This is a genomic window from Rhodococcus sp. NyZ502 (assembly GCF_041464245.1).
In the GTDB taxonomy this organism is placed as follows: Bacteria; Actinomycetota; Actinomycetes; order Mycobacteriales; family Mycobacteriaceae; genus Rhodococcus_F; species Rhodococcus_F qingshengii.
This window is the reverse complement of the sequence record NZ_CP167155.1, coordinates 2146820-2170805: the sequence shown is the minus strand read 5'-3', so window position 1 is coordinate 2170805 and position 23986 is coordinate 2146820. Positions and strand designations below refer to the sequence as shown.

The 23986-nt window shown below is 62.5% G+C and carries 23 protein-coding genes; 11 read left to right on the top strand and 12 right to left on the bottom strand.

Going from position 1 to position 23986, the window contains the following annotated elements; all coding sequences use genetic code 11:
* The first annotated feature begins 93 nt into the window (after positions 1-93).
* Positions 94-1278, top strand: coding sequence for a phytanoyl-CoA dioxygenase family protein (locus tag ACBG85_RS10120; protein WP_372027385.1), 1185 nt, complete (start codon positions 94-96; stop codon positions 1276-1278).
* Positions 1279-1339: 61 nt separating this feature from the next.
* Complete coding sequence (locus ACBG85_RS10115; protein WP_037125592.1) at positions 1340-1657, top strand: hypothetical protein; 318 nt, start codon at positions 1340-1342, stop codon at positions 1655-1657.
* Positions 1658-1696: 39 nt separating this feature from the next.
* On the opposite strand, the gene ACBG85_RS10110 is transcribed toward ACBG85_RS10115, so the two are convergent.
* The 5 genes from ACBG85_RS10110 to ACBG85_RS10090 all read right to left on the bottom strand — a co-directional run bounded on the left by ACBG85_RS10110 (position 1697) and on the right by ACBG85_RS10090 (position 7144).
* Positions 1697-2122 carry a hypothetical protein gene (locus ACBG85_RS10110; protein WP_100245418.1) on the bottom strand — a complete coding sequence of 142 codons (426 nt, stop codon included), beginning with the start codon at positions 2120-2122 and terminating at the stop codon, positions 1697-1699.
* Positions 2123-2180: 58 nt separating this feature from the next.
* Positions 2181-3617, bottom strand: a complete 1437-nt coding sequence (iri, locus tag ACBG85_RS10105) for a rifampin monooxygenase Iri (protein WP_372027383.1) — start codon at positions 3615-3617, stop codon at positions 2181-2183.
* A gap of 121 nt (positions 3618-3738) precedes the next feature.
* Positions 3739-5121 carry an MFS transporter gene (locus ACBG85_RS10100; protein ID WP_372027381.1) on the bottom strand — a complete coding sequence of 461 codons (1383 nt, stop codon included), beginning with the start codon at positions 5119-5121 and terminating at the stop codon, positions 3739-3741.
* Positions 5122-5151: 30 nt separating this feature from the next.
* The gene (locus tag ACBG85_RS10095; protein ID WP_287489144.1) at positions 5152-6300 is read right to left on the bottom strand and encodes a Gfo/Idh/MocA family oxidoreductase; all 1149 of its coding nucleotides are present in this window, start codon (positions 6298-6300) and stop codon (positions 5152-5154) included.
* A 106-nt stretch (positions 6301-6406) separates the two neighbouring features.
* A complete protein-coding gene (locus tag ACBG85_RS10090) occupies positions 6407-7144 on the bottom strand; it encodes a GntR family transcriptional regulator (protein WP_003941006.1) in 738 nt (245 codons plus the stop codon).
* A 199-nt stretch (positions 7145-7343) separates the two neighbouring features.
* Here ACBG85_RS10090 and iolC point away from each other — a divergent pair, with 199 nt between their 5' ends.
* From iolC to ACBG85_RS10050, 8 genes are read left to right on the top strand one after another with little or no spacing between them, the layout of a single operon-like run.
* The gene (gene iolC / locus ACBG85_RS10085; protein ID WP_030535074.1) at positions 7344-8348 is read left to right on the top strand and encodes a 5-dehydro-2-deoxygluconokinase; all 1005 of its coding nucleotides are present in this window, start codon (positions 7344-7346) and stop codon (positions 8346-8348) included.
* Complete coding sequence (locus tag ACBG85_RS10080; protein WP_070162750.1) at positions 8341-9240, top strand: aldolase; 900 nt, start codon at positions 8341-8343, stop codon at positions 9238-9240. Before iolC ends, ACBG85_RS10080 begins: the two co-directional genes overlap by 8 nt.
* A 21-nt stretch (positions 9241-9261) precedes the next feature.
* The gene (gene iolB, locus ACBG85_RS10075) at positions 9262-10134 is read left to right on the top strand and encodes a 5-deoxy-glucuronate isomerase (protein WP_030535075.1); all 873 of its coding nucleotides are present in this window, start codon (positions 9262-9264) and stop codon (positions 10132-10134) included.
* A 14-nt stretch (positions 10135-10148) separates the two neighbouring features.
* On the top strand, positions 10149-12104 hold the full coding sequence (iolD, locus tag ACBG85_RS10070; protein ID WP_064074955.1) for a 3D-(3,5/4)-trihydroxycyclohexane-1,2-dione acylhydrolase (decyclizing): 1956 nt from the start codon (positions 10149-10151) through the stop codon (positions 12102-12104).
* 52 nt (positions 12105-12156) lie between these two features.
* Positions 12157-13062, top strand: coding sequence for a sugar phosphate isomerase/epimerase (locus tag ACBG85_RS10065; protein ID WP_007727370.1), 906 nt, complete (start codon positions 12157-12159; stop codon positions 13060-13062).
* A gap of 26 nt (positions 13063-13088) precedes the next feature.
* Positions 13089-14129, top strand: coding sequence for a Gfo/Idh/MocA family protein (locus tag ACBG85_RS10060; RefSeq protein ID WP_372027377.1), 1041 nt, complete (start codon positions 13089-13091; stop codon positions 14127-14129).
* Positions 14130-14131: 2 nt separating this feature from the next.
* Complete coding sequence (locus tag ACBG85_RS10055; protein WP_217018652.1) at positions 14132-15016, top strand: sugar phosphate isomerase/epimerase family protein; 885 nt, start codon at positions 14132-14134, stop codon at positions 15014-15016.
* A 24-nt stretch (positions 15017-15040) separates the two neighbouring features.
* Entirely contained in the window at positions 15041-16546 is a 1506-nt protein-coding gene (locus tag ACBG85_RS10050; RefSeq protein ID WP_003941032.1) for a CoA-acylating methylmalonate-semialdehyde dehydrogenase, read from the top strand.
* 62 nt (positions 16547-16608) lie between these two features.
* Here the strand turns inward: ACBG85_RS10050 and ACBG85_RS10045 are convergent, their stop codons facing one another.
* Positions 16609-17181, bottom strand: coding sequence for a dihydrofolate reductase family protein (locus tag ACBG85_RS10045; protein WP_054800914.1), 573 nt, complete (start codon positions 17179-17181; stop codon positions 16609-16611).
* Positions 17182-17379: 198 nt separating this feature from the next.
* Between ACBG85_RS10045 and ACBG85_RS10040 the strand changes: the two genes are divergently transcribed.
* Positions 17380-18690: a D-alanyl-D-alanine carboxypeptidase family protein gene (locus ACBG85_RS10040; RefSeq protein ID WP_030535079.1), complete on the top strand. Its 1311-nt coding sequence runs from the start codon at positions 17380-17382 to the stop codon at positions 18688-18690.
* Here ACBG85_RS10040 and yhjD read toward each other — a convergent pair.
* From yhjD to ACBG85_RS10010, 6 genes are read right to left on the bottom strand one after another with little or no spacing between them, the layout of a single operon-like run.
* Complete coding sequence (gene yhjD / locus ACBG85_RS10035; protein ID WP_042449663.1) at positions 18687-19721, bottom strand: inner membrane protein YhjD; 1035 nt, start codon at positions 19719-19721, stop codon at positions 18687-18689. The two genes, ACBG85_RS10040 and yhjD, sit on opposite strands and share 4 nt — an antisense overlap.
* Positions 19722-19772: 51 nt before the next feature.
* Positions 19773-20807 carry a tryptophan--tRNA ligase gene (trpS, locus tag ACBG85_RS10030; RefSeq protein WP_003941025.1) on the bottom strand — a complete coding sequence of 345 codons (1035 nt, stop codon included), beginning with the start codon at positions 20805-20807 and terminating at the stop codon, positions 19773-19775.
* A gap of 26 nt (positions 20808-20833) precedes the next feature.
* A complete protein-coding gene (locus ACBG85_RS10025; protein WP_047271784.1) occupies positions 20834-21328 on the bottom strand; it encodes a barstar family protein in 495 nt (164 codons plus the stop codon).
* Entirely contained in the window at positions 21328-21846 is a 519-nt protein-coding gene (locus ACBG85_RS10020) for a ribonuclease domain-containing protein (protein WP_372027373.1), read from the bottom strand. Before ACBG85_RS10020 ends, ACBG85_RS10025 begins: the two co-directional genes overlap by 1 nt.
* Positions 21847-21872: 26 nt before the next feature.
* Positions 21873-22718 carry an exodeoxyribonuclease III gene (locus tag ACBG85_RS10015; protein WP_372027371.1) on the bottom strand — a complete coding sequence of 282 codons (846 nt, stop codon included), beginning with the start codon at positions 22716-22718 and terminating at the stop codon, positions 21873-21875.
* A 36-nt stretch (positions 22719-22754) separates the two neighbouring features.
* Positions 22755-23963 carry an MFS transporter gene (locus ACBG85_RS10010; RefSeq protein WP_371714359.1) on the bottom strand — a complete coding sequence of 403 codons (1209 nt, stop codon included), beginning with the start codon at positions 23961-23963 and terminating at the stop codon, positions 22755-22757.
* Between the last annotated feature and the right edge of the window lie 23 nt (positions 23964-23986).

The window sequence follows — 23986 nt, the reverse complement described above, 5'->3', positions numbered from 1 at the left end:
TCTTTTTGATGGATTTCAGGGGTAGTTTCGATGGCTTTTCCTTGGCAGTCTTTGAGTCACAGCACATCGTGAACTCCGCAGGAAGGCCCCCGAATGACTCCAGCACTGACCGACCACACCGTGCCGTTCGCGGGTAGGTTGCACCGAGAAGATTGCAACATCGAAGACTTCGCCGCTCTGGTCGCACACGAGACAGACCCCGTCGATTACCCGTACGCCCATTCGGTGGCCGACGGCGTTCTTCTCTACCGCTCGGATGCTCTGGTCGACAAATTGTCGAATCCTGAAATCCGGGCGGAGATTCAGGACGAGATCGCCCGCGCGTTACTCACCGGTCCAGGCATCACGGTCTTCCAAGGCGCGTTCGACGCGGAGGTATTGGATCGCGCCAGTGCGGTCTTCCGTGAACTCATTGCGCGCCAACACGAAGCCGGCGCGGTGTCCGGAGATCACTTCGCCAAACCCGGAGCCAATGACCGGATCTGGGGAGCACAACTGAAGTTGGCGCTCGAAGATCCCAAGGGTTACGTCGACTACTACGCAAACAGCATTGTCGCTTTAGCTTCGGAAGCCTGGCTCGGCCCCATGTATCAGGTGACGTCGGACGTCAACGTCGTCAATCCCGGTGGCGCCGCACAGAATCCACATCGCGACTACCACCTCGGTTTCATGTCGAGCGACGTCGCTGCGAAGTTCCGAGCGCACGTTCATCGCTTGACCCCCGCCCTCACCTTGCAAGGTGCAGTCGCCCATGTGGACATGCCGGTCGAGACGGGCCCGACGAAATATCTGCCGTACTCCCAACAATTCGAATCCGGATACCTCGCGTTCGAGCGTCCCGAGTTCAAGGAGTTCTTCGAGGCCAATTACGTCCAATTACCTTTGGAGAAGGGAGATGCCGTCTTCTTCAACCCTGCACTGTTCCACGCCGCCGGCCACAACAAATCCGCCGACGTCCTGCGCATGGCAAATCTTCTTCAGGTGTCGTCAGCCTTCGGTCGCGCCCTCGGAACCATTGACCGGGACGCGCTCGTCAACGCGATCTATCCGGCACTGCTCGCCCTCAGCGAAGCAGGTTCCGACGAGTCCGTTCGCTGTGCCGTCGCCGCTTCCGCTGAGGGCTACGCCTTCCCGACCAATCTGGACCGAGACCAACCGATCGACGGCCTCGCGCCTCAGACGCAGGCCGAACTAGTGATGGAGGCGGTTCGCGAGCGGATCTCGCCTGACCATCTGGCCGAGTTGCTGAAGGCACAGTCCGAGAGACGAATGGCCTGAGGGACGACAGCGCTGACGAGACTCGGACCGCCCAATGCCGGTCAGTCGGTATGCTCGTGGCATGGGGTGGGACTTGTTAGTGCTGTTCGCCATGATCGGCCCGTTGGCGGTGTTCGGGTGGGCGGCTGTTCGGGCAAGGCGCCGCGGGCTTGGGGGGTCGTTCGTCGGGCCGTTTCAGGAGATGTTCGATCCCGGTGCGGCGCGAGCACAGACTGTCATCGAACAGATCGCGGAACTTCCGGATCCTGCGGACTCCGGCGACCCGGACAACGACGACGATGTGCCGTACACAGTCGCCTACGAGGGTGTTCGGCTCCACATCAACCCCGGTAAGGCTCGACAGCGCGGAGGCGACGGGACCACTAAGCGAGCTCAGTGAAAGTCGGACCGGATACAACGCGAGGGAGAACTGGTTCAGTCAGGGCCGGCGAAGTTGATAGGTGACACCGTTCTCCAACTCATCTGAGCTGAAGGACTCCGGAGAGAAGTGGCCCAAGCTCACCTCATAGTTTCTCTGGTTTGCGGGGACGGCATCAAAATGTGCGGTGTAGGAGCAGGTGCTCATTCCGTCGGGAAGTTGATCGATTGCCTCGACCTCGAGTGCCGACCTTGTGGATGCAGCGCCGCTGCCCCCGAAAATCTGAATCTGGTCGTTCGGAGCAACACGAATCATGTCGATCACGCACTCTCCAGAGACCGTCTCGGCCTGCTCTGCCTGACCGGTCACCGTTATCGTGGCGGCAAAGGTTTTCGGCACATCGACATTGGTCGTGCAGCTTGTCAGCATCAGCGCTCCCACAGAGCCCGCTGCCGCAGCCGCAACCTGTGCTGACCTTCGCCTCATAGTCGTCAACGGTAGTGCGTCCGAGTCGCCACGGTGCTCGGTTGCCGAATCCGAAGAGTCACACGGGGCCCGTCGCCGGCCGGCCGAACCACTTGGACAGCTGAGTATCCAACTCCGCCTGCGAATCCCCGACCCATGCCACATGACCGTCCGGCCGAAGCAGGACAGCCGGAGCGTCCAATTCAGTGCTTGTGTCAACGATGTGGTCGGCGCGATCGCTCCAACCATCGACGGACAGTTGGCCACCCTGGTCGAGAAGAAGTCCGCGGCCGGATCGCATCAGGTCGTACAGGTTGCCGCGCGTCAACGCGATGTTCCGCAGCCTCCGACCGAGTAGGTCGTCGCCTTCGCCGAAATCGTAGCGAATCGAGATCGCAGTGATCTTCTCGGTCAGATAGCGCTTGACGTCTTCGAATTCCATCAGCTCAGAGATCAAGCGCCGCACGGCTTGTGGACCGGCAGCGGTGGAGATCAGCTCCGCCTGCGCGCGCGTGTTGTCGAGAACGTCGGCAGCCACCGGACGCCGTTCCGATTCGTACGTGTCGAGCAGGACGTCCGGTGCCCAGCCGTTGATCTCGGCGGCGAGCTTCCAGCCGAGGTTGAAGGCATCTTGCACACCGAGATTGAGACCTTGACCGCCCATCGGTGGGTGGATGTGTGCGGCATCGCCGGCGAGGAACACCCGGTCGCGCCGGTAGTGCTCCGCCAGACGGGTGGCGTCGCCGAAGCGCGAGAGCCACCGCGGCGAGTGCACACCGAAGTCGGTACCCGCAATGGCCAGTAGCTGTTGTTTGATGTCGTCGAGGGTGGTCGGTGTTGCGCGACCGTCGGCAACTTCGGCCGCAGGGACCACGACACGAAAAGCGCCGTTACCGGCGGGACCGACTCCGAATCGTTTGTGCGTTTCCCGGATTTCGGCGACAACGGCGGCCAGTTCATCAGCCGGCATGGTCACGTCCATTTCGCCGATCAGCGTGTCGGCGCTCGACGGCTCGCCGAGAAACCCGACGTCGATCAGCTTCCGAACAGTGCTGCGGCCGCCGTCGCAGCCCACGAGATAACGCGCGTGAAGTGTTGTGCCGTCGGACAATTCCGCTGTGACGCTATCGGTATCTTGACGGATCGCGACGACGCGCTTCCCTCGCTGAATGTCCGCACCGACTTCGGTGGCATGTTCGGCAAGAATCCTGTCGATCTCGGGCTGAGGAATGCCCAGTACGTACCCGTGCGCAGTATCGAGGTGCGCCGGTGCCGGTTTGCTGATCCCCGCGAAGAATCCACCGAGCGGATACTTGCGGCCGTGCGCGAGGAACTTGTCCAGCAACCCGCGCTGCTCCATGATTTCGATGCTGCGCACATGGATGCCGAGGGCACGGACGAACTGAGTCGGCTCCTCGTCCTTGTCCACGACGACGACATCGACGCCCTGCAGCCGGAGCTCACCTGCCAGCATCAATCCAGTTGGTCCAGCACCGACAATGATGACGTCACTCATGCGATCCCCTCCTTCGGGCAAGGCTTTTGCTTGCTCGCAGCAGACGAGTGTGCACCATCACCGGGGCCTTGCCGCAAGCCCCGGGTCCCGCGTTATGATGAAGGTGGCGGAAGACGCTTCATCAGCGCACCAACACCACAGCACCCGTATCGCGTGGGAGCCGCCAACTCTCGATCACCGTCGGCACCAGCATGGCCCCGAGAACACCCAGCGTCAGAGAAAACGGCACTCCGCCGCTCAGATCCTCCGACTCCGCCAACGGTGTACAGAGCGTGATCACCAAAGCGGACAGTGCAATACCCAGACCGGACGCCAACTCTTGCAGCGTTGCATGCAGAGTATTGGCATCGGTCAGCTCACCCGAGTCGACGTCGGCGAACGCCAAGCTGTTGTACGCGGTGAACCCGATGGATCGCAACGCGCCACTGACAAACAGTGCGACAGCGATTACGACGTCCGGTGTCGTCGACGAGATCAGTACCAGCGCACCGAAGCACACCACCGACAGAACTCCGTTTCCCACCAGAACTAGTCTGATCCCGAACCTGCGCATGAGCGGAGTGGTGAGCGGTTTGATCGCGATATTCCCCGCGAACAGAGCCATCACCAGCAGACCGGCCTTGAACGCCGACATTTCGAATCCCACTTGGAACAACAACGGCAGCACAAACGGCACGCCCATGATCACGAGCCGGTACAGCGAGCCGCTCGACGCGACGAGCCGAAACGATCGAAGTCGGAGGACGCCGAGCGCGATGAGCGGATGATCCGACCGGACGAGGTGAATGACGGCCAAGCTCAACAAGATCAGAGCCGCAACGATCCCGAGGCCCACTCGTAGCCAGTCGGTTCCGGCACTGTGCACGCTGTCGAGCGCCACGACAAGCACTGCGACGCCTGCTCCGATCACCACCAATCCCAGCCAGTCGAGGCTCCGTTTCTGCGCCTCCCGAATGTCGGGCACCAGGCGCAACGCCAGCAGAAACCCGACGATCCCGATCGGAACGTTGATCAGAAAGATCCAGCGCCACGAAGCGATCGACACGATGGCTCCACCCACAGCGGGCGCAAGAACCGGCGCTGTGAGCGCCGGCCACGTCAAGTAGGCGATAGCCCGTACGAGTTCCGCCTTCGACGTCACCCGCAATACTGCGAGCCGCCCCACCGGCACCATCATGGCGCCGCCTACCCCTTGTAAAGCACGCATTCCCAACAGCATCGGGAGGGAGGTGCTCAGTGCACATCCCACCGACGCCACCGTGAAAACGGCTATGGCAGAGATGAAGACACGTCGCGTTCCGAATCTGTCGGCCATCCATCCGCTCGCCGGGATCAGGACGGCCAACACCAGGAGGTACGAAGAAACGGCGACATTGACGTCGACGGCATCAACTCCGAAAGATTGGGCGATCGACGGCAGTGCCGTTGCGAGAATCGTCGCGTCCAGCATCTCCATGAACAGCGCTGCTGCCACGAGCAGCGCCAGTCCGCGGGGAAATGTCACTGCACCAGAGCCTTTCGGAGGAGCTGTCGATCAGCCGAGAGAAATCCAGCTGCCGGAGGTCACCGAGGCGACCATCGCGTCCAGAGCCTGTGCGGACGCGACTGCATCAGCGATGGTCGCGCCCTGCGGCGCTCCGTCCACGATCGAGGCGATGAAATTGCGAGCCTCGATCACTTTCAGGTCGTCGTAGCCCATCGCGTTGGCCGCGCCAGGCTGGAAGCGGCCGAACTCACCGGACTCGGGGCCGACCAGAACCGTCGTGACGGATTGGTCCTGGTACTTCGAGCCGAGGCTGGTGCCCAGTTCACCCATCCGGCGGTAGTCCCAGAACACGGCACCTTTCGTGCCGTGAATCTCGAATCCGTAATTGTTCTGCTCTCCCACGGCGACACGGCATGCTTCGAGGGTGCACCGGCCACCCGACCCGAGGCGCAGCAGTGCGCTGACGAAGTCTTCGTTCTCGACAGCCCCCATCTCCCCACCGCTGGCCCGCGCATGTCCACTGGTAGCGGCGGACGGACGCGCACGCTCCGGGATGAAGATCGCAGTATCCGCAACGAGAGCGTCGACGTCACCGAGAAGATGACGAATCAGATCGATGCCGTGCGAAGCCAAGTCGCCCAGGACGCCGGCGCCGCCGCGCTCCCGCTCGTATCGCCAACTCAAAGCACCTTCAGGGTGGGCCGCATAGTCGCTGAGGAAACGAAAACGCGAGTGCGTGATCGTGCCCAACTCCCCTGAGTCGATCAGGCTTTTTGCCAGGGCCACAGCCGGCGCGTTTCGGTAGTTGAAGCCGACGGTCGACTGCACACCGGCCTTCGAGACTGCTGCGGCAACAGCTTTGGCGTCTTCCGTGGACAAGCCGACGGGCTTCTCGATCCAGATGTGTTTGCCGGCTTCTGCCATTGCGACGCCGATTTCACGGTGCAAGAAGTTCGGGGCCGTGATGCTCACCGCGTCGATGGCCGGATCGGCTGCGATATCGCGCCAATCCTGGGTGAAAGCTTCGAAACCGAATTGGTCCGCTGCTTCCTCCCCTCGGCCAGGCACCTCGTCGGCGACGGCGGCCAGGCGGATCACGGGAAACTGGGGATAGTGTTGCCGCAGACGCAGATACGCCTGCGTGTGGACGCGGCCCATCCATCCGAATCCGGCAACTGCTACTGAAATGCCTGTCATGAGGCTCCGTTCGGGTCAAATGATCGAAGGATCGCAGAAATGCTGGGATCACAAATCACCCCCACTGACTCGGTCAGGCGGGTACTCGTGTCACCGGGATCGAGATCTAGCGGTCGACCACGGTGGTGTCGAAGTAGTAACGCGACGCTCGGTAGCAGTGGCTGCCGTACTCGACGGCGCTACCTGAATCGTCAAATGCAGTGCGGCTCATGGTCAAGAGGGCAGCACCCACTTTCTCGTCGAGCAATCCTGCTTCTTCGCGAGTCGCCGCCCGAGCGCCGATTCGCTGCCGCGCCACACGGATGTGAACGCCGCGAGTTCGCAAGGTTTGGTACAGCCCCTGCGTCTCCAACTCCTCGGGATCGGGTGCGATGTCCACCGGAATGTAGTTGGTCATCACGGCAAGCGGTTCGCCGTTGGTGCTTCGCAGACGCCTGATGGTGGCCACTTCGGCGTCAGGTTCGAGGTTGAGTTCCGCGGCAACGTCCTCGGCGGGAACTCCCACCGTGAACTCGAGCAGCTTGGTCGTCGGCGCCTGGCCGGCCCTCGCAAGGTCGTCGAACAGGCTGGTGAGCTCGACCGGGCGGTGCACCGGACTTTGCACCACCTGAGTTCCGACTCCCCGCTTACGAACAAGTAGTCCCTTGTCCACCAGTTCCTGGATCGCGCGTCGAGTGGTCGGACGTGAGAGATTGAGCCGTTTGGCCAACGCCAGTTCGTTCTCGAAGCGATCACCTGGGGCAAGTTCGCCACCGAGAATAGCGCCCTCGATTGCCTGTGCCAGCTGAAAATACAGCGGCACCGGGCTCGAGCGGTCCAACTCGACGGCGAGTGCTGCGACCACGGCCAACTCCGATCTGTCTTGGGAAGGCGCCGTATCGACGCTACTTCTCTCGGCAGTGTATGCGAACACTAACATTCACTTGACCGCAAGTCATAATGTCCAGACAAACTATTGACAATCGCTGTGTCGCGGCGCACAGTTTCAGTCATACAACGGTGCCCTGCGTGGGCAACCCACCACGAACTCTCGGGAGTCAGTTTTGACAAGCATCAACACTCACCAGAGCGGGTCACACATCCCTGACGCACCCTTCGACGTGCTCGCCATCGGCCGATCGGGGGTGGACATCTACCCACTTCAGACCGGTGTCGGACTCGAGGACGTCGAGACGTTCGGCAAGTTCCTCGGCGGCAGCGCAGCCAATGTCTCGGTGGCGGCCGCGCGCCTCGGCCGGCGAGCAGCACTGATCTCCGGCGTAGGCAGCGATCCTTTCGGGAAGTTCGTCACACGCGAGTTGGCACGTCTGGGCGTCGACAACAGGTTTGTCGTCACCAATTCCGAGTACCCGACACCGGTGACGTTCTGCGAGATCTTCCCTCCTGACGACTTTCCGCTGTACTTCTACCGCAAGCCGCATGCGCCCGATCTTCGGATCACCCCGGAAGACATCGACCTCGACGCCGTTCGAGCATCGTCCCTCTACTGGTCGACTGTGACAGGGCTGTCCGAAGAACCGAGTCGCAGTGCACACTTCGCTGCCTGGGAAGCCCGCGAACGACGCCCGCTGACGGTCCTCGATCTGGACTACCGCCCGATGTTCTGGTCGACGCCCCAAGAAGCAACAAATCAGGTGCAGCGCGCTCTGGCGCACGTGACAGTAGCCGTCGGAAACCGCGAAGAGTGCGAGATCGCGGTCGGTGAGACCAATCCGAACAAGGCCGCCGACGCGCTTCTCGACCTCGGCGTCGAACTGGCCATCGTGAAGCAGGGCCCGAAGGGCGTACTCGGCAAAACGCGAAAGCAGTCGATCACCGTGCCGCCCAACGCCGTCGACGTGGTCAACGGGCTTGGAGCAGGCGACAGCTTCGGCGGATCACTGTGCCACGGACTGTTGGCCGGGTGGCCGCTGGAGAAGGTACTGCGGTACGCCAACGCGGCCGGCGCGATAGTCGCATCTCGGCTCGAATGCTCCACTGCGATGCCGACCGCCGAAGAAGTCCACGATCTCGCCGAAGCCACAGCCACGGAGGCAGTCAATGTCTGACAAGCTCGCCGCCCGCCCCCTCGCCACCACCTACGCCGAAGTGACGGAACTGCGTGCGAGCGATCCGCAGATCATCGAAAAGGCCTGGGCAGCGCGAACTCCTCGCGCCACTGTTCGAGGCAATGGTCGACTGATGATCGTCGCTGCCGATCACCCGGCCCGTGGGGCACTGTCTGTCGCTGGCAAGCCGACAGCGATGAACAGTCGTACAGATCTGCTCGACAGATTACGCACTGCGCTCGACAATCCCGGAGTCGACGGCGTTCTCGGCACCGCGGACATTCTCGACGATCTGCTCCTCCTCGGCGCCCTCGACGACAAGGTCGTCTTCTCGTCGATGAACCGCGGCGGCCTGGCAGGCGCGAGCTTCGAACTCGACGACCGCATGACGGGATACACCGCGGCGGGCACCGCGAAGTTCGGAATGAACGGCGGAAAGATGCTGCTACGCATCGCACTCGACGACGCGGGCACTCTGCCCACCATGACGGCATGTGCCGAAGCCGTGGACGAACTGGCCGCGGCCGGACTGATCGCGATGCTCGAGCCGTTTCTCTCCAGCCGCGTGAACGGCAAGGTCGTCAACGATCTCAGCCCCGACGCCGTCATCAAATCCATCCACATCTCCCAAGGTCTCGGCTCCACCTCGGCGTACACGTGGATGAAACTGCCGGTCGTCGACGAGATGGAACGCGTCATGGATGCGACCACCCTCCCGACGCTCCTGTTGGGCGGCGATCCGCAGATCGCGCCGGAAGAAACGTACGCAAAGTGGGACGCTGCACTTCAGCTGCCGTCCGTGCGCGGACTGATCGTCGGACGCGCGCTGCTCTACCCACCCGACGGCGACGTCACCGCGGCCGTCGACACCGCAGTCAAGCTCGTCCACTAGAAGCGACCTGGCAGGAGCAAGATGTTCAGCAAGTACTACGTCCCCGCCGGATCGTCCGCCGACGGTGATTTCACGACAGTGGTCACGCCGGAGTCCGCCGGGTGGACCGAATCCAGCTTGTGGACACTCGAACTCGCCCCTGGCGCTGACGTCCACCTGCAGTCCGGCGATAACGAGATCATCGTCGTTCCACTGGCGGGTTCGGCCGTGGTTGTTGCCGAGGGGACGGAGATTCCCCTCACTGGCCGCGCATCGGTTTTCGACGGCCCGAGCGATTTCGCGTACGTCGGTCGCGACGCCGACTACTCGGTCAGCAGCGCTGACGGGGGCCGCTTCGCTCTGTGCGGAGCACGCGCCGGCGCAAAGCTCCCCCATCGATACGGTCCCGCATCAGGAGTTGCGGTCGAGCTCCGCGGTGCCGGGAACTGCAGCCGACAGGTTCACAACTTCGCCACCGCAGACACCTTCGAGGCCGACTCCATCATCGCGTGTGAGGTCATCACCCCCGGCGGGAACTGGTCGTCGTATCCCAGCCACAAGCACGACGAGAACAGCGACGTCGAATCGGCCCTGGAAGAGATCTACTACTTCGAGATCGACAGAAGCCCCACCGGGACCGAAGGTTTCGGCTACCACCGCGTGTACGGAACCGCCGAGAGACCTATCGAAGTGCTCGAGGAAGTCCGCTCGGGCGACGTCGTTCTCGTGCCGCACGGCTATCACGGCCCGTCCATCGCAGCGCCGGGCCACCACATGTACTACCTCAATGTCATGGCAGGTTCGGGCGAGATCCGGGCGTGGAACATCTGTGACGATCCGCAACACACCTGGCTACGTGGAAGCTGGGATCACCAGGACATCGACCCTCGACTGCCGTTGCAGTCCCACAACTGACGGAAGTGAAAGCTGTGGCACCCACCAATAACGCAACCGGCAATCGTCCACCTCGCGACGAGCCGACCGTATACCTCACCGTTTCTCAAGCTGTCGTCCGCTTCCTCGCCAACCAGTACACCGAACGCGACGGCCAGCGCACCAAGCTGTTCGCCGGCTGCTTCGGAATCTTCGGGCACGGCAACGTCGCCGGACTGGGGCAGGCACTCTTGCAGGCCGAGATCCAGGATCTCGACGCCGGCCGTGAGCCGACACTCCCCTACGTGCTCGGCCGCAATGAACAGGCGATGGTGCACTCGGCTGTCGCGCACGCCCGCATGAAGGACCGCCTGCAGACGTGGGCGGTCTCGTCCAGCGTCGGCCCCGGTGCCACCAATATGATCACCGGCGCGGCACTGGCCACCATCAATCGTCTACCTGTATTACTCCTTCCCGCAGACACTTTCGCGACCCGCGCCAGCGCCCCCGTCTTACAGGAACTCGAACTCCCGTCGAGCGGCGACGTCACAGTCAACGACGCTTTCAAACCGGTCTCACGATACTTCGATCGGGTATGGCGCCCGGAGCAGTTGCCGAGCGCTCTGCTCGCCGGGATGCGCGTTCTCACTGATCCCGTCGAGACCGGCGCAGTCACCATCGCCATCCCGCAGGACGTGCAGGCCGAGGCTTTCGACTGGCCCGAGTCCTTCTTCGCCGAGCGAGTCTGGCACGTGGCCCGCCCGCTCCCCGAACGATCGGTGATCGAACGCGCCGCCGCGATCATCCGCTCGGCTCGCAAGCCACTGATCGTCGCCGGCGGCGGCGTGATCTACAGCCAGGCCAGCGACTCTCTATCAGCGTTCTGTGCGCAAACCGGAATCCCCGTGGGGCAGAGCCAGGCGGGGAAGGGTTCATTGGTCTACGACCATCCACAATCCGTCGGGGCGGTGGGGTCCACCGGCACTACGGCTGCAAACGCACTGGCCACCGAGGCTGACGTCGTCATCGGTATCGGCACGCGGTACAGCGATTTCACGAGCGCGTCCCGCACCGCGTTCACCAATCCCGACGTTCGCTTCGTCAACATCAACGTCGCATCACTGGACTCCGTGAAGCAGGGCGGAGTCAGCGTTGTCGCCGACGCACGTGAGGCACTCGACGCGCTGGCACTTGCACTGAACGACTACCGGGTGGACGACGAATACGCGTCCAGGATCGGTGACCTCGCTCGCGATTGGGATGCGATCGTCGAATCCGTCTACAACCCAGCCGAACCCGCTGCCGACGGGTCACTGAATCAGAATCAGGTGATCGGCCTGGTCAACACACTGTCCGATCCACGTGACGTCGTGGTGTGCGCTGCCGGGTCCATGCCGGGTGACCTCCACAAGCTGTGGCGAACCCGTGATTCCAAGGGGTATCACGTCGAATACGGGTACTCGTGCATGGGATACGAAGTTGCCGGCGGTCTAGGCGTCCGCATGGCGTGCCCCGATCGCGACGTGTTCGTGATGGTCGGAGACGGTTCCTATCTGATGATGGCCACCGAATTGGTCACCGCCGTACAGGAACGCCTCAAGGTCATCGTCGTCCTGGTGCAGAATCACGGATTTGCCTCCATCGGTTCACTGTCCGAGTCGCTGGGTTCCCAGCGCTTCGGCACGCAGTACCGCTACCGCTCGAATGACGGACGTCTCGACGGAGGGGTTCTCCCGGTCGATCTGGCCGCGAACGCTGCCAGCCTCGGTGTCGACGTCATCCGCGCCAACACCGCTGCCGAGTTCGCCGACGCGATCAAGGTTGCCAAAGCAAGCGACACCAGCACCGTCATCCACGTCGAAACCGATCCGCTGATCGGCGCCCCGGACAGCGAATCCTGGTGGGATGTACCGGTATCGGCCACCTCCGAACTGGAGTCCACCAAGAAGGCACGGACAACTTACGAGTCCTGGAAGAAGATCCAGCGACCGTACCTCCGTCCATCCGAATGAAAATTCCGCACAACCACACCCCATAAAGCTTGCCCGCGAAAGGAATCTAGACATGAGCGCAATTCGCGTCGGATCAGCCCCCGACTCCTGGGGCGTGTGGTTTCCGGACGATCCACAGCAGACCCCTTACACACGATTCCTCGACGAGGTATCCGCGTCGGGATACGAATGGATCGAACTCGGCCCGTTCGGATACCTTCCGACCGATCCAGCCAAGTTGACGGACGAACTCGGCGCCCGCGGCCTGAAGCTTTCGGCCGGTACCGTTTTCGAACACCTGCACCAGGACGATTCCTGGGATGCCGTCTGGAATCAGATCAAGGACGTCGCCAAGTTGACCGCAGCCGTCGGCGGCAAGCACGTGGTGGTCATCCCTGAGATGTGGCGCGACCCTTCCACCGGAGCGGTACTCGAAGACCGCAATCTGACGCCCGAGCAGTGGCGTAAGAAAACCGACGGCATGAACGCTCTCGGGAAGGCAATGCTCGAGGAGTACGGCGTCATGGCGCAGTACCATCCTCATGCCGACAGTCACGTCGACATCGAAGACAACGTCTACAAGTTCCTCGAAGGGACCGACGAGCGTTTCGTGAATCTGTGTCTCGACACCGGCCACATCAGCTACTGCGGCGGCGACAATCTCGCAATTATCAACAAACATCCGGAGCGCATCGGGTACCTACACCTCAAACAGGTGGATCCGGCGATAGTCGCCAAGGTTGAGGCGGAGGACCTGCCGTTCGGTGAGGCCGTCAAACTCGGTGCCATGATCGAACCGCCGCGCGGAATCCCCGACATGCCGCCGCTTCTGGAGGCCATCGAGAAGCTCGGCATCGACGTGTTCGCGATCGTCGAGCAGGACATGTATCCCTGCCATCCCGACACACCGCTGCCCATCGCAGCGCGCACTCAGAAATACCTGTCCACCTGTGGCGTCCCCGCCGTCCGTTTCAACTGAGCAACACAATCGAGGAGTACCACCGCATGTCTGACAACCAGGATCTCCGGATCGCAGTGCTCGGCGTCGGCATCATGGGGGCCGATCACGTCGACCGCATCACCAACAAAATCGGCGGTGCCCGCGTCACCGTCGTCAACGACTACTCTCTCGCCCGCGCCGAGGAAATCGCAGCACTGACGCCAGGGGCGCGCGTCGTCGTCGATCCGTTCGATGCCATCGCAGCCGAGGACGTCGACGCCGTTGTTCTCGCAACCCCGGGCCCGACCCATGAGAAGCAGGTTCTTGCCTGCCTCGAAGCGGGCAAGCCTGTTCTCTGCGAAAAGCCGCTGACCACCGACGCGGACAGTTCGCTCACGATCGTCAAAGCCGAAGCAGCGCTGGGAAAAAGACTGATCCAGGTTGGTTTCATGCGCCGGTTCGACCACGAATACACCCAGCTCAAGGATTTGATCGACAGCGGCGATCTCGGTCGCCCTCTCGTTGTGCACTGCGCTCACCGCAATCCTGCGGTTCCGAACGGCTTCGACAGTGCGATGATCGTCAAGGACTCACTCGTCCACGAGGTCGACGTGACACGATTCCTGCTCGACGAAGAGATCACCTCGGTGCAGATCATCCGACCGGCCGCGAATTCGCTTGCTCCCGAGGGCATTCAAGACCCACAGATCGCGATATTCGAGACCGAGTCCGGCAGACACGTCGACGCCGAGGTGTTTGTCACCACCGGAGTTGCCTACGAGGTGCGCACCGAAGTTGTCGGCGAACTCGGAAGCGCGATGATCGGACTCGACGTGGGACTGATCCGAAAGACCAAGCCCGGCAACTGGGGTGGGCAGATCACCCCAGGATTCCGCGAACGCTTCGGGCAGGCCTACGACACCGAGTTCGCCCGGTGGATCAAGGCAGTGAAGACGGGCGCCGGCACCGGCAACTACATCGAGGGACCAGGTGCTTGGGACGGGTACGCCGCGGCCGCTGTCTGCGCCGCCGGTGTGAAGTCTCTGGAGACGGGTCAGCGCGTCGTCGTGGACATGGTTGCGCGCGACTCTGTGGCCGGAGCTTAGCGATGAAGGTCGCACTCGACCCCACACCTTTCCATCACGATTACTCACTACTCGAGCTACCCCGAGTTGTTGCCGATCTCGGGTACGAGTACCTGCAGCTCACACCGCACGTCGACATGATCCCGTTCTTCAATCACCCGAAAGCCGACGACGCGCTCGTCACCGAGTTCCGGAAGGCCTGCGCGAGTGCGGGAGTCGGCATCGCGTCGGTGCTCCCGGTCCTTCGGTGGTCCGGCCCGGACGAGGACGCTCGCGAAGCAGCCGTGCGCTACTGGAAGCGGGCCATCCAGATCACGGTCGATCTCGGTGTCAACGTCATGAACACCGAATTCTCCGGCCGCCCCGAAAAGGCCGAAGAGTCCGAGCGTGCGTTCTATCGTTCGATGGAGGAACTGGTTCCGATCATCGAACGCGAGGGAATCGACGTCCTGATCGACCCCCACCCGGACGATTTTGTCGAAGACGGACTAGCCGCGATCCGCACGATCCGTGGTGTGAACTCCAAGAACCTCGGCATGGTGATCGTGGCGTGCCACCAATTCCACATGGGTGGGGACCTTCCCGCCATCATGGAGGCCGCCGGCGACATGGTCCGACTCGTTCACGTGGCGGACACCATGGATCATCACCGTTCCCACGGACTGCGCTACATCACCAACCCGCCAGGCAATGCCGTTCGAGTGCATCAGCATCTCAAAATCGGTGACGGAGACGTCAACTGGGACGAATTCTTCGGCGGTCTCGGCAAACTCGGCTTCTACGAACGTGAGAACACCGTGATGGTGTCGAGCGTCTTCGCCGAGAACGAAAACGCGCACGAGGTTTCCCGGTACCAGCGCGAGACGATGAACGACTACGTCGCCAAGTACACCTCCCCGAACTCCTGAGTCACCAGACCACTAGGAAATACCATGACCAGCACTGATACTCGCGTCATCGCGCACTGGCTGGACGGCAAGCCGTTCGCCGGAACGTCCGAGGACACCGCCACCGTCACCAACCCCGCCACCGGACAGATCACCGGCCGACTGGCCCTGGCGAACCTCGAGGACGCCCGCGCTGTCATCGACGCGGCTGCCGCAGCCTTCCCCGCCTGGCGTGACACCTCACTGGCCCGGCGCACACAGGTACTGTTTAGCTTCCGCGAACTCCTCAATGCTCGCAAAGGTGAACTCGCCGAGATCATCACAGCCGAGCACGGCAAGGTTCTCTCCGACGCCCTCGGCGAAATCAGCCGCGGGCAGGAAGTTGTCGAATTCGCTTGCGGAATACCGCATCTCCTCAAGGGCGGATACACCGAGAATGCATCGACCAAGGTCGACGTCTACTCCATCCGCCAACCCCTCGGCCCCGTCGGCATCATCTCGCCCTTCAACTTTCCCGCGATGGTCCCCATGTGGTTCTTCCCGGTCGCCATCGCCGCCGGGAACACCGTGATTCTCAAGCCCTCGGAGAAGGACCCCACCGCGGCGATCTGGCTCGCCGAACTCTGGGCCGAAGCCGGTCTGCCCCCCGGCGTCTTCAACGTCCTCCAAGGTGACAAGCTCGCCGTCGACGAACTTCTGGAAAACAAAGCAGTCAAAGCGATTTCGTTTGTCGGATCCACCCCCATCGCCCAGTACGTCTATGCCACCGGCACCGCCAACGGCAAACGCGTGCAAGCACTCGGCGGCGCCAAGAACCACGCCATCGTTCTGCCGGACGCCGACCTCGACCTCGCCGCCGACGCAATGGTCAACGCGGGATTCGGCTCCGCGGGCGAACGATGCATGGCGATCTCCGCCCTGGTTGCAGTCGGCGACATCGCCGACGAACTGGTCGCCAAGATCGTCGAACGCACCACTCCCCTCGTCACCGGTGACGGCACCAAGAACTCCGACATGGGTCCGCTCGTCACCAAGGCCCATCGCGACAAGGTCGCGTCCTATGTCGATGCCGGGGAGAAGGACGGCGCCACCATCGTGGTCGACGGACGCACAGTTCAGGCCGACGGTGGACCGGACGGCTTCTGGCTCGGGCCCACCCTCATCGACCACGTCACCACCGACATGTCGATCTACACCGACGAAATCTTCGGACCTGTCCTCTCCGTCGTGCGTGTCGATACCTACGACCAAGCCCTCGAACTGATCAACAACAACCCGTACGGAAACGGCACCGCCATCTTCACCAACGACGGCGGCGCTGCCCGACGCTTCCAGAACGAGGTGGAGGTCGGCATGATCGGCATCAACGTCCCCATCCCGGTTCCCATGGCCTACTACAGCTTCGGCGGCTGGAAGAACAGCCTCTTCGGTGACACCCACGCTCACGGGACAGAAGGTGTTCATTTCTTCACGCGAGGTAAAGCCGTCACCAGTCGCTGGCTCGACCCCAGCCACGGCGGCATCAACCTCGGCTTCCCCGAAAACAGTTAGCCGACAAGACATCCGTGGCCGAGCCTCTCGAAGAGTCTCGGCCACAGATGTTTTCGAGAGGTCTACGCGACCGTGGGGTGGTACGTCAGTACCTGAACTCCGGATTCGTACCGACGATCGTCCTTCAACTCGAGGACGATCTTGTCGGCCGATTCGGGGAACACTCTCCCGCCGGACCCGAGAATGACCGGGAAGACCATCAGACGAAGCTCGTCGACCAGACCGGCCAGCAACAACGCGTGGACGAGCGTCCGACTTCCCGCGACCAAGATCTCGCCGTCGATCTGCTCCTTGAGCTTCGGGACAGATTCCTCGATGGGACCGTCGAGCGCCGTCGAGTTGTTCCATTCGAGCGGTTCGGTCGAACTCGTGACGACGTACTTGGGCATCTCGTTCATCTTGTCCGCAAAGCCTTGGTCGTCCTCGCGCTCGGGCCAGGCACCGGCGAAGCTCTCGTAGGTCCGCCGCCCGAGCAGAAGGACGTCCGCGGCGAGGGTTTCGTCGAGTTTGAACTTCATCTGATCGCCCTCCTGGTACGGAAAGACCCATCCAGTGTGCGCATAACCCGGTTCGCCACCGGGAGCTTCCATCACCATGTCCAAGGACACGAATTCTGTCACCACGATCTTGCCCATACCGATCCCCTGTCGTCAGTGCGTGTGCGCCATTCGAGTAGCCGACTACCCCACTGTTACAGACTCTGCGTGGTGGTGGAACTCATCGGCGGCGATCGTCCACTGTGACCGATGTACAAACCGAATCGCCTGTTTTCGATCCCTCTGCTTGCGTGGCGATTCGGACGTTCCCTCAGGTTCGCATACCCTCGTATATCGATGATGTGGCGTCGAAAGTGTGCAGTGGCAGTAGCCGGAACAGTGCTCTCAGGGAGCATTGCGTTTACCGGTGTCGTAGGGACCTCGGGAGTGGCCGGCGCCCAACCGGCCCCGCCGCCGCCCACCACCACCGAAGCGCCGTTCACAACACCCAACACCGACAGCTGCCCTTTCACGAGTAGCCCGGCACCGGCGATCGATCTCTCCGAAGCACCCGCGCCCGGATCTACGGCCCCGACTGCTGTCCCGATTCCGGAAAGCCCTGTCGGTGGAGACAAGCTCGGCGAGTGCGGTGTTGTACTCCCTGACGGCGCTCCCCCGCTCCCGGCGGATATCGCGGCATCCGGATGGGTACTCGCGGACGCCGAAACCGGTGAGGTCCTCGCCGCGAAAGATCCGCACGGTCGCTACCGACCGGCCAGCACCATCAAGATGCTCTTGGCTCTTGTCGCGCTCGACGAACTCGATCTCGACACCGAAATCACCGCAACGGCCGAAGACGCGGACGCTGAAGGTAGCGCTGTCGGCATCGGCAAGGGCGGCAAGTACACCAACCGGCAACTGATGCAGGGCCTGGTCATGGCATCGGGAAATGATGCCGCGCACGCTCTTGCCCGCCAACTCGGCGGTGACGCTGCAGCCGTGTCGAAAATGAACGCGCTCGCGGCCGAACTCGGCGCCCTCGACACCCGCACGGCAACTCCATCCGGACTCGACGGCCCGGGGATGAGCAGCTCGCCGTACGACCTGGCCGTGATTTTCCATACCGCCCTGCAGAATCCGACGTTTGCCGGTCTGATCCATACCGAGACCGTCGAATTTCCCGGCTTCCCCAAAGATCCGACGATTCCCGACGATCAGGACCGCCCCGGATTCACTCTCGCCAACGACAATCAACTGCTCTACAACTACGACGGCGCATTGGGCGGCAAGACCGGCTTCACCGACGACGCCCGCCACACGTATGTGGGTGGCGCGGAGCGTAACGGCCGGAAACTACTGGTGACATTGATGGGCGGCGAAGCCAAGCCGATCCGTCCGTGGGAACAAGCTGCCCGTCTACTCGACTACGGATATGCACTCCCCGCGAGCACAACCGTCGGCTCGTTGACGGACCGATCCACCGACGATGCCTCGCCCGATGTCACTCGCACACCGTCTGCCGCTGCACCAGGCTCGATCTCGGCTGCACCCACCGCTACCGACGCCGAATCCGACACCACTGACCGCATACTCATCGGTGCTGTCGGTGGAGTAGTGGTGATCGCGCTGGTGGCGGGAGCCGTTGCCCTCAACCGTCGGAGGCGCTAGCGCGGCCGACGACGCATGAAGCCCGAAAGACCCAGGCCGGCAACCGCACCCGTGGCGATCAGCGCAGCCACGCGAGACGGTGAAGCACCGTCACTGACAACGATTCGCGGCGAGATCACTGCGGGATCCGGCGGCGGAACGAACGCCAGGGCCATACTTTCCTTGGTCGTCGCCGCCCACGCCGTGCAGAACAGCAGCATCCTTGACGCCGTGAACACGAACACGAGCAAACCGATGATCGGACCGAATGCCACGCCCGCTGGTCCGTTGGTGACGGCAGCGAGGTAGATCGCACCCACCTGCTTGAAGATCTCGAACACAATCGCGGCGATAACCGCTGCCTGCGCAGCGCTACGCAGCGTGACAGGCTCGCGCGGCAGCCGGGCGATCACCCACAGGAACACCGCCCACGTCGCCAGGAGTGAGAGCAACAGTGAAGCAACTCTGAGCCCCACGCCGACACCGGTGATGTTCTCGAGGTTGAGCCATTTCACGATCTGAGTCGCAACCGGCCCACTGCTCAGCGCCGACATTCCCAGTGAGACGACCATGGCGAGAGCCAGACCGACGAGGGCCCCTGCGTCACCAAGTTTGGTACGTACGAAACCCTTCGGCTCGCGCTTGCTCTCCCACATCGCCGTCAGCGCGTCTCGAACGTTTGCCATCCAACCGAGACCCGCGTACGCAGCACCCAGGAGGCCGAAGATTCCGACGCTCGCGCGCGAGTCGATGGCCGAATCGATCAGCGTGTTGATGGTGTCACCCAAGCTGCCCGGAATGCTCTTGGTGATCTGCTCCTGAATCGACTCCAGGTACTCGGGATGCCCGGCCAATACGAAACCGGCCACTGCAAACGCGACCATCATGATCGGAATCAACGCGAGAACGCTGAAGTACGTGATACCAGCAGCGTAATAGTCGCCTTTTTGCTCTTGAAACCGTCCGGCCGCGCGAACCAGATGATCGAGCCAGGGTCGCGCTGCCCGTTGCTTCTCGAGGAAGCTCGGTGCGTCGTCGTCCGTGTCAGCCATTGCCGTCCCCCTCATGTTCGGTCAGGCGTCGTGAGTCCGAATTCGCGTATGTCAGCCCTTTGGTGCCAGGAATCCGACCTTGTCATAGACGGCGGCGAGAGTGCGTGAAGACACCTCACGGGCGCGGTGCGCTCCGGCCGCGATGATGCGATCCAGCTCTGCCTCGTCGGCAAGGTAACCGTCGACCTTCGCCTTGAGTGGGGTGACGAACTCGGTCAGCACGTCAGCGGTATCGGTCTTGAGGTCGCCGTACCCCTTGCCCTCGTAACCGGCCACCAGAGTCTCGATCGGTACTCCCGAGAGAGCCGACTGAATGGTGAGCAGGTTGCTGACGCCCGGCTTGGCCTGCGGGTCGAAACGAATCTCGCGCTCGTTGTCGGTGACGGCCGACTTGATCTTTTTTGCCGACACCTTCGGATCGTCGAGCAGATTGATCAGTCCGGCCGCACTGGCGGCGGACTTGCTCATCTTGGCGGTCGGATCCTGCAGGTCGTAGATCTTTGCCGTGCCCTTGATGATCTGCGGCTCGGGAACGACGAACGCCTTGCCGTAGCGGGTGTTGAACCGGCCGGCCAGATCGCGTGCGAGTTCGAGGTGCTGACGCTGATCCTCACCCACGGGGACGCGCTGCGGGCGGTACAGAAGGATGTCCGCGGCCATCAGAACCGGATACGTGAACAAACCGACACTGGCGTTGTCGCTGCCTTGCTTGGCGGACTTGTCCTTGAACTGCGTCATACGGCTGGCTTCACCGAAACCGGTGATGCAGTTCAGGACCCACGCCAACTGTGCGTGCTCGGGAACCTGACTCTGTACGAACAGCGTCGCCCGATCCGGATCGATCCCCACCGCAAGGAGCTGAGCCACCGCAACCTTGGTGCGACGACGCAATTCCTTCGGGTCCTGCGTCACCGTGATGGCGTGAAGATCCGGAATGAAGTAGAAAGCGTCGAAATCGTCCTGCAACGGAACCCACTGCTGCAGCGCACCCAGGTAGTTGCCGAGGTGGAAAGAATCCGACGTCGGCTGGATTCCGGAAAGCACGCGAGGCTTTGCGGTGGGCTTCTGTTCTGCAGGGGTCGACATGGTTCCGATCTTTTCACGAGTGGAAATCAGTGCAGTGGCGTGGTGCCCGGGTAGTCGAGTTCGACGAGGTCTTCACCGTGGGCGGTGAGGTCCTCCGCACCGAACTGGTAGACGGTCCGGAAAACGACGGGTTCCCATTCTTCGGCGTAGAAGTCCATCGTTTCGCGGAACCACTCCAACTGATCCTGTTGCTCGGACAGTAGAGAACCCGCACCTCGGACCACAACTACATATCCGGCGCCGAGTCCGAGGACGTCGTCGAGATCGCGCATGACATCGTCGAAAGCGTCTTTGTTTCGCCCGAAGTGGGACGGAAACTGGAAGGCTGCCGCAAACTCGTCGAAGACCTGCGCCGTTGTCCGCATGTTCTCTCCGCGAACCACCCGAACGATAAAATTCTCGGCACGGAGTTGACGTGCAAGATCATCTGCAACGGCCGGGTCGCTCTGCAGCGCCACCGAAACCACATCCGAAGACGGATCCAGCCACTGCGCCACGCTGACCGTAGACGAATCGGACATCAGCGAATCCTCACAAACGTGTCGTAGTGATCGAGGGTGTACCACGCCGAACCGTCGTTGCCGGTGACGATTCGCTCGGCGTCGCGTCCTTGGCCGTTCTTCTTCGGGTTCACGTCCCATTCCTGATAGACGACACGTCCGCCACCGGCACCGACAGCGGGTAGACGTCCTTCGCTGTTGCGGAAGGTGATGCCGCCCTTGGTGCCCGGCGCATTGGCGGAATCCGGCCACCGTCCGGCGTCGATCTCCACCAGCGTGGCGAGCACTCGCGCCGGCGCATCGCTGTTCGTCTGCTGCGTTGTCTTGACAGCGGAGCTCGAGGGCACGGAACTCGACGGCGCAGCCTTGGTGGTGGCGCCAGGCTTGGCTTGAACACTCGAGGACTGGGCACTCAAGGACTTCGTCACCGACGACGCCGAACTGTCGGAGTCACGTGAAGAAAGGGTGACCGCCAGCACGAGCGCAACCACCGCCACCACGACGGTGATGATGGCGTTGCGCGTCTTTGCGCTCGGCATTTTCAGACCTTCAGACATACGCGTCTCTATCGGTACGAGACGGTGACAGGCGCATGATCCGACCAACGGAGGTCGTAGGACTCAGCGCGTTCCACGAGCGCGACCTTGGCCCGCTCGGCGTATCCGCGAGTGGCAACCTGGTAATCGATACGCCAACCCGAGTCGTTGTCGAATGCCTTTCCGCGGTACGACCACCACGAGTACGGGCCGTCGACACCCGGATGGAGGGCGCGGAAGACGTCCACCCACGCGGAATCTTCGGCGAACAGCAGATCCATCCAGGCGCGCTCCTCGGGGAGGAATCCCGAAGACTTCTTGTTGGTCTTCCAGTTCTTGAGGTCGAGTTCGGTGTGCGCGATGTTCCAATCGCCGCTGATCACCACGTGACGATCTGCAGCCTCGGCCGCTGCAGCGGTGGAGGCGAGGTGAACTGCGAAGGATGCCATGAACCGCTCCTTCTCCTCCTGCTTCGGCGTGAGCGCCTCACCTGAGGGCAGGTACAGGCTCGCGACGGTCAGATCGGCGAAGTCGGCTTCGATGTATCGACCGGCGTCGAGAAACTCGTCGTCCCCGTGACCGATCCGCACCGCGTCAGGTTCCGTGCGTGAGAGCACCGCGACTCCGTTGCGTCCCTTCGCGGACGGCTCGGCGGAGACGAGGAACCATCCGTTGCCGAGCGCTGGTTCGAGAGTCTCGCGAAGCTGATCGTCCGACGCACGCGTTTCCTGAAGGCAGATGAAATCCGCCGACGTCTTCTCCAGCCAGTCGAGCATGCCCTTGCGGGCAGCTGCTCGAACGCCGTTGACGTTCACGGACGTGATGGTGTGGGGCGCAAGAATGTGGGAGTCAGCAGTTTGTGGCACGGCAAGCACCGTAGCCGATTCCACCGACGCGGATGGGCGCCCAGGTCAGCGCGCGGCCCTACGCTGCAGAATCACCGCTACCGCCAGCACGACGAGACCCGCGACGGCCAGCAACGACCCCACCGCTGCCGGCGCGGTGTACCCGTAACCGGCTGCGATGACGACGCCGCCGATCCACGCTCCGAAGGCGTTGGCGATGTTGAGTGCGGCGTGATTGAGAGACGCGGCCAAGGTCTGAGCATCCTCGGCGACATCCATCAACCGTGTCTGGAGGCCAGGCACCATCGACGACCCGGCGAGCCCGATGAGGAAGACGAAGATCAGTGCCGTGTACGGATTGCGCACGGCGATCACGAAGACCGCGAGGATCACAACGAGGGATCCCATCGACAGGAACAAGCCCTTCATCAGTGCGCGATCCGCGAGGTATCCACCGACGAAGTTGCCGGCCACCATGCCCAGTCCGTACAGCATGAGTGCGAGGGGAATGAACGAAGCGCCAAGCCCGGACACGTCGGTGAGAGTCGTACTGATGTAGGTGTAGACGGCAAACATCCCGCCGAATCCGACCATGCCCACGATCAAGGTCATCCACACCTGAACGCGGCCCAGTGCCCCGAGTTCGGTGATCGGATTCGTCACCGGCATACCGTCCAACCGCGGAATCCAGACGAACAGCGAAGCAACCGTTGCCACTCCGATCACCGCAACCAAGGCGAAGGCGCTGCGCCAGCCGAGTGCCTGGCCGATCCAGGCCGCGACCGGTACCCCGATCACGTTGGCCACGGAAAGACCCATCATCACCATGGCGACGGCCTTCGCGCGTTTTCCCGGTTCGGCCAGGTGAGCTGCGACCAGTGCGGCGACTCCGAAATACGCGCCGTGCGGCAATCCGGCGACGAAGCGGGCCATCATCAGCGTCGTGTACGAGGGCGCGAAAACCGAGGCGGCATTGCCGACGGTGAACGCGACCATGAGTGCGATCAACAGGGTGCGGCGCGGTACTCGTGCGGTGAGTGCAGCGATCAGCGGAGCGCCGACGACAACCCCGAGCGCGTACGCCGAGATCACGTGACCCGCGACGGGTTCCGAGACGCCGAGTCCGGATGCCATTTCCGGGAGCAACCCCATGGCGACGAACTCGGTTGTGCCGATACCGAAACCGCCGAGAGCGAGAGCGAGCATCGCCGGACCTCTGGCGGAACGAACCCCGGGTGTCGAGGTGTCAGAACGGGAGAGGGTAGACGAAGTCACTGATCAATTGTGGTCTCACATCT